This is a genomic window from Pseudomonas sp. B19(2017) (assembly GCF_002113165.1).
In the GTDB taxonomy this organism is placed as follows: Bacteria; Pseudomonadota; Gammaproteobacteria; order Pseudomonadales; family Pseudomonadaceae; genus Aquipseudomonas.
In genome coordinates, this window is record NZ_NEJR01000037.1 from 1 (window position 1) to 6514 (window position 6514).

The 6514-nt window shown below is 55.7% G+C and carries 6 protein-coding genes; 1 reads left to right on the forward strand and 5 read right to left on the reverse strand.

Features of this window, described 5'->3' with window-relative positions; genetic code table 11:
• Positions 1-531: 531 nt before the first annotated feature.
• The 3 genes from CAF70_RS25855 to CAF70_RS25870 all read right to left on the reverse strand — a co-directional run bounded on the left by CAF70_RS25855 (position 532) and on the right by CAF70_RS25870 (position 2363).
• Positions 532-1065: a hypothetical protein gene (locus tag CAF70_RS25855; protein WP_085627409.1), complete on the reverse strand. Its 534-nt coding sequence runs from the start codon at positions 1063-1065 to the stop codon at positions 532-534.
• A gap of 378 nt (positions 1066-1443) precedes the next feature.
• The gene (locus tag CAF70_RS25865) at positions 1444-1965 is read right to left on the reverse strand and encodes a hypothetical protein (protein ID WP_085627407.1); all 522 of its coding nucleotides are present in this window, start codon (positions 1963-1965) and stop codon (positions 1444-1446) included.
• Positions 1966-1976: 11 nt separating this feature from the next.
• Complete coding sequence (locus CAF70_RS25870; RefSeq protein WP_085627406.1) at positions 1977-2363, reverse strand: hypothetical protein; 387 nt, start codon at positions 2361-2363, stop codon at positions 1977-1979.
• Between the two features lie 937 nt (positions 2364-3300).
• Here CAF70_RS25870 and CAF70_RS27535 point away from each other — a divergent pair.
• Positions 3301-3801 (forward strand): hypothetical protein, encoded by a 501-nt coding sequence (locus tag CAF70_RS27535; RefSeq protein ID WP_143491687.1) that lies wholly within the window; start codon positions 3301-3303, stop codon positions 3799-3801.
• Positions 3802-4664: 863 nt separating this feature from the next.
• On the opposite strand, the gene CAF70_RS25875 is transcribed toward CAF70_RS27535, so the two are convergent.
• Together CAF70_RS25875 and CAF70_RS27770 are read right to left on the reverse strand one after the other, a co-directional pair.
• The gene (locus tag CAF70_RS25875) at positions 4665-5219 is read right to left on the reverse strand and encodes a tyrosine-type recombinase/integrase (RefSeq protein WP_085627405.1); all 555 of its coding nucleotides are present in this window, start codon (positions 5217-5219) and stop codon (positions 4665-4667) included.
• 1056 nt (positions 5220-6275) lie between these two features.
• On the reverse strand, positions 6276-6514 hold a 239-nt coding region (locus CAF70_RS27770), incomplete at its 5' end, for a hypothetical protein (protein WP_218191755.1).

Here is a 6514-nt window from a genome sequence, read left to right on the forward strand (position 1 = left end):
ACAACGCGCCGGAACTCAAGGGCCGATAGACACCCTGGTTCGCTGAAAGCTTCAACACCTCTTCAGTGAAACCGTCACGCTGTCCGGTAAGCGTGACGGGCCAGGGACTTCCTTAGGGGGAGAACCTATGCGTGTCTTCTGGAAGCGCATGATCGAAACCTTGTGTCTGGCTGATGCCGTAGCCAAGGTAGTAAACGTTTACCGGGCCTATGCTTGGATGCGTGATCACTTCGACAACTGATGTACTGCAACACAACCCCGCCACTCGGCGGGGTTTTTTATGGACCAAGCCGATCTGGCGGCAGCTCTGCCGTGTGGCGTAGTCACCGGGCGGGTGTGCAGCCCGCTGTAGTGCGAACGCTGATCGAGCTGCACACGCAATGCGTGGAAATCAGCCGCTACGGCCAGATAAACCGCGTGTGGCGCGATTCTCTTGACCCGCCTGTGGTGCAGGCCGCGTAAATGGGCACTTGTAGCGGATCGGCTGCTGCCGGAAGCCGTAGGCTACATCCCAGACACATTAGTTTCTGGTCAATTAATGACCAGTTCTTCGGCTTCGGTATCAATGTCTTCCAGCAAGCGTTTGTTGATGATCCCGTACCGGCGTACCCGTACATCACCGAACAACTTGGTAAGATCGTGGGGTCGCTGACTCAGTATCTTATTCGCTTTAACTTCGCACCAGTCTGGCGTGACTCGCCGGTATACAACTTTCACCGTCACCGGGAAACACTTATCAGCTAGCTCTTGAAGGCCCGCCACCTTACCAGTGGTGTACATGGTCAAGTACGCTTGCCGCACATTGCCACGCTTGGGACTCTGCAAGCTCTGAACCCGAACCAAGAACGGTTGAGTTGCAAACTTCCTGCCCAGCTCTTGCCGGAATGCCTTCTGGTCAACTAGCAGGTTCGTACTATCCTCGGGGGTTTCGTAGAATACCGAGTACTGGTAGTTCCATATCGGGGCAAGCAAGTAGTTGGCAAACTTTCGCTTGGTCTTGTCTTCCGATGATTCCACTTGCTGTTCCCATTGGTGATGGCTTACCCGGTGAAGGGGATAGGCCATAGAATCTTCATTTGCACCTCCTAATACCTGCACGGCTTTCCGTACCGATTACAGGCGCTGCAATGGTAGGCATTGGTGCTGTTCGGCCCTTTAAATACGGGGGCTGTGTGGCGTGTTTGTCACCGTGGGCAGCGAGGTGCTTCCCGTGGGGGATTCTGCTTTTTTAGTGCGGCGGCATCAAGGGCCGTCACCGGCCCCGATTCTTACCCACCGTGGCCTGTTCATCGGCCCGCATCGCCTTGACGTAGCACCGCATAGCCCACTCGATGAAGTCCCGAACAGGCATCTCATGGCGTCGTGCGTAGTAGCACAGGCCATGGAACTCATCCGCTGTGAACGAGACGCCAAGGGCCTTGGTGGCCGGTGAAGGTAGAGGCTTCACGCCCCCACCTCGGCTGGTTCACCGTAGGCACGCAGTAGGTCAGCCAAGGCTTTCTGCTCATCGCTGGCCCGCTTCTTATCCGCTGCTTTGGCCGCTGCCGCTGCTGCCTGTCGCTCGCTGCGTTCTACGCTGATAGCCACCTGTCGGGCGGTCTCTGCAACGTTTCGCTGGTATCGGTCCTGCTCGTACTCTTCCAGGGCGAGTGCAGCAACTTTTGGCAGTTCGGCGGCGATAACTTCGTCTGGCTTGCGTAGTACTGCGCGAAAGTCGAGAGGTTCGTTGAACACCTTGATAATGGTGAAACCTTCTTTCAGTACATGCTGAAGCTCCATTAGTGCCATCTCAAGAGGCGCGCTTTTAATCCAGTCTACGTTCGCAGCCATGCCTTTGTGGTAAAGACCTTGGCTGTCCTTATGGTACTGACTTTGCTTCTTCTCGACGAGCAGTTGAAGTTCCGACTCATTGAACTTGAAGAACTCTACAACAGTGCTTCCATAAGCGTATTTTGTGTTGGTCATATGTTTTCCTTTTACTTGTTTGAACGGTGTTGCTTGAGAGCCGCGATAAAGCTCGCCTTGGCTCGTTGCTTGTCGCTTGATGGTTGGGTATTGCTGGTCTTGCTGGCGTTCTGTACGGCCTTCGCTGGAGCTGCTACAGGCGCCTTCGTGGGTGTGGTTGCCTTGGGCTTCTTTGCTGCTTCAACCCTTGCCCTGTGGGCTTCCAGATCGGAAAGCGTGGCCACCATGCCCGCTGGCAAGATCGCGTCTTCAAGCCCGTTCAGGTAGGCCAATTCAGCCTTTGTCGCCGGGATGTAGAAGACCGATTCGGGCGGCAGACCAGGTTGCTCCAGGAAGTACGAGAGAATCGCACCATTGTCCCGTCTTACTTCCAGCCAGATGCTTTTATCGGTGGTCATGCTGCTTCACCATGATGTTCGGACTCTTGTGCGTTGAACTCTGCTTCCAGTTGTTCTTGAGATGCCTTGTTACGTGATCGCCATTCTCGGACCTGACATTGGACCGAGCAGTATCTTGATAGCGGAGAGCGGCTGAAGAAGTTTCGACTGCAAGACTCGCAAGTGTGTTTACGCAATGGTCTACGGTTAGCCATATTAATTACCTCGTATGTATGTTAAAGTTTCTTTAGGACAATAAATGCCCGTCCTCGGTATTTGAGGTTGCGGGCGGTTGTTACTACGGTTTGTACTTGTTATGGGCCAAGTACTGGGCATCATCCCTGTTGCAGGGACAAATTTTCAAATGGGTGGCCATGTTCGTTGCAGCCTATGGCCAAGGCACGACATTGAGACTCAAGAGCCTTTCAAGCCGAGTCATCCTGTACAACTGTCTGCTTGCATCTTCAAATCACCGATCATTCTGATGCCGGATCGACAACGGCAGTACGCCATAGCTCCAGTAATATGCAATGGGCTATAAGCGCGTCAGCAGGGAAAGTGCTTCGATGGTCTTGCGGGGGGGCTGGCAAAGTTGTTTCTGGCCAGTTCTATTAGTCTATCAAATTTCTGGCAGAAGTCAATACATACATGCAAATAAAGTTGCATTATTTTCAACTTTATGCGTCGTGGCGCCTTACCCAGAAAAAGGCCACAGCAACAAGTAAGCGAAGTTCAGGTGGCTACACCAGAATGAAACCGTAAGTTGGTCGGCAGTAGCCCAGATTGCCCAAGTACAAGAACTGGATGGCCTGCGTGTAAGAGCACGCTTCTACGTGAATTCCACTGCCCTACCACCCACGGCGACCGCCAGATTTCACATAGGAACGCGATTCAATGTGCTGGTACGCTACCTGCACCCTACACTTTGCCCGACAGACACAACCCGACACCGCCCTACATGACTAAATTGACCATTGGCCGCATGGCAAAGCTGTACGGCCTGCATCGCTCGACACTGCACGAGGCCGTCGCCAAAGGCCGCGTCACTGCTGGCCATGACGGCAAAGGTCAGCGGGTAATCGACCTGTCCGAGATGATCCGCGTGTACGGTGAACCAACCGGGCGCCCTACACCACCGCCCGACACCCAGACACCAGCGGAAGACAACTACCCGACACCGCCAGACACCCCCGCTGGATGGGCCGAACTGGTGAACGAGCTGCGGTTGCTTCGGGAAGAAGTGGCAGGGCTTCGGCAGGAGCTGCGGTTGATCGAGCACAAGCCAGCGGCACCAACTGCACCAGGAACATCAGAAGTCGCGGAAACAGCACCACCGGCACCACAACCAGACGGCCCGGCTGCGTCGAATCAGGTATCTGTGTCAGGCAGGACTGGCCAGTCTGCCCACGCCCCGTCAATTCGCACCTTCGGTGATCTTTTATCTAGTTGGGAAGCTTAAAAGCCTTGCAGGATGGCGCGGACGGGATAGGCTCGGAGCTGGAGCCAGAGCGGTAGCCGGGTCGCAACTTCCCCTAGGAGAGCACGCAGCTCAACCCGAGGAAGTCACCAGTAATCGAGGGCAGGCCCGTCGCCGTCACCGTCGCATCACCGGGGTATCCCGTGGTTGCTCACGGACACCTAAGCAGCTTTGCCGGAAATCACTCAACCCGGCCTGATCGTGGTCTGCTTCACCGTGAGAGGGCGCTACGCAAGAGGCTTTCGCCAACATCCACGTACTGCAACTACACACGGCAACTTCACCACTGGCGACTATGACCAATCCCGCTTGTCGTCGCCTATCAGCACGCAGATACCCAAGTGACACTCGTTCCTACCACCAGTATCTGTGGCAAACCGTCGAGCAGAGAGGGGTTGTGTTGGGGCACGCACGCGCTAGAATGGCGAGTACGTGGACCAAGCAACTCTTCCTTGCTGGTTTGCGGGTCGTGATCAGGACTTGTTCTCCTGCCACTACCAAATCTGAGAGCCCTGACTTGCCGGTCGGGGCTTTCGTCTTTCTGATCCTTGGAATCGTAGCGGCGACCTCTTGCGATGGCAAGGCGTAGCGTCTCGCTACCAACTTTCCAAGCGCCTGATACCCCGAAACTTTTCAACCAGGTACTCGCCCAGGGCGAATATCGGTGGCATTCCGTGGGCGGCAAATATCGCCGGGGAATCGGTCAAACTCGGCCAACTGTGGCTCGGTGTCTAACGCCTATCAGGCTCGCTACGGCCGCAGATACGGCAAATCGGCAAATATCTAGGGGTGAACACAGTCCACCCGCTAACGTCGCTGTAATCGCTTCTTTCGAGCTTCCAGACCTAGAACACGAACTGGTGATAGGTCGCGTCTACTTCCGACTGCGTGATACCGATGTACGCCATGGTCACGGCTGGGCTGCTGTGGTTCAGCACCTTGCAGATCAGCTCGATGGATGAGCCACCGTTGTACATCAGCCAGCCCCGCGTCTTCCGCATCGAGTGTGTACCCAGCTGCAACCCCATCTCATCACCCACGGCCTTGAAGGCGCTGGCTACGGCCACGCGGCTGACTGGCTTGCCCTTGGCCCGGTTGCTGTCCACCTCGAACAGGTACTGGTGAGTCGGGTGGGCTGCCCTACGACGCTCTACGATGGCCTTGGCGGCAACGTTCAACTCGATGTCGCGGGTCTTGCCGGTCTTGCCTTCCTTGATGACCAGATTGCCGCCCTTTACGTCCTCGAAGGTCAGGCTCAGCAGGTCGCTGATCCGCAACGCCGTGTTGACGCCGAATCGCCAGATGTCCGCGTACAGGGTGTTGCCCTTGGCGTTCTTGGTCAGCTTCCGGCTGATGGTTTCCGCGTCGCTCTGGTTCTTGACTGCTTCGACTGTGTTCATTTCTTATTTACGTTCCATTGAATTCTGCAGATTGTGTTAATTAAAACACAGAGCTTTACGGCAAGTCCAGTGTTTATGGGGTTTTGCTAATTTACAGAATTATATTCTGTAAATTAGCCGATGATACTGGCGTCACCCCTAGCGGCCTGCAACGGGCTGTCGGGGCGGTGCTCTGCCGGTCTACTGGCAACCGCTGCTGGTGCTGCTGGCTGCTGCCCTGCATCCGGTGATGCTCGCCTACCTGTAGTGCAGGTGGTGGCGGGGGACTGGTGATCGAGCTGGCGCCGCAGGGCGGGCCGGGACGCCCCTACAGGTGGTGTAGGGCAACCCTACAGGTGGTGTGTCGCCTCAATGGGTGGTCTGGAAGACGCCCCAGCGGGTTGAGTGTCGCCCTAACAGGTGGTGTACGGGCGTGGTGCTGCCGCCTCGATCCCGTTTCGGAAAGCCCGGCCAGGTCGCCCAGGTTGGGGCGCTTACGCTGGCGTCTGCAAACCACGCAAACCGTGCAAACCCCCGCCAAAAGCTGCGGTTTCGTCACGCGACAATTTGCAGGCGAATGGTCGTGACGACCGAATACGGGCTACCCCAACAAGGAGATTCACCATGAAGTACCTACTGTCCGCTGCCGTGTGGCTGCTGAAAACGATCTGTACGGAGCTGATTCGCATAGCTCTGCGATACGCGCTGCGAGGGGATCGAGCAGAGTGATGTCGCCGCATAGGCTCACGAATTGCGGGAACAAAAAAGCCGCCTGGACGGGCGGCTTGATTGTGCGAGTCGAATGGACGTTCGTTCGCAGGTTCGCTGAAAGCTTCAACAAGGCCGATGGTATGTCGCGGCCCACTATTGCGCAATAGGCCCTCATGAGGCCCTCATTGAGCACCTATTGGGCACTCATTGGGCACTCATTAGGCCATCCGACGGATGGCAACGAGTAGGGATTCACCCGGAATAACCGGGAATGGTCGTAAATAATCGTAAATGTCGCGAAATCACGCTAATTAACGCGTTATTGCTTGGAAGACGCAAAATCGCAACTCTTTCTAGATCGCCGCTCTATGGCGCTGTCAAGACCTGTTGTCCCGTTGGAATAATAAACTTCACAAACACGTAAAAAGGCTTTTTTCGGTCATGCATTTTGCGGTATGAAGACATTCGAGGGCAGGATGCTGCCTTGGCCCCTTCACCGCGTCTGGACAACGCGCCGGAACTCAAGGGCCGATAGACACCCTGGTTCGCTGAAAGCTTCAACACCTCTTCAGTGAAACCGTCACGCTGTCCGGTAAGCGTGACGG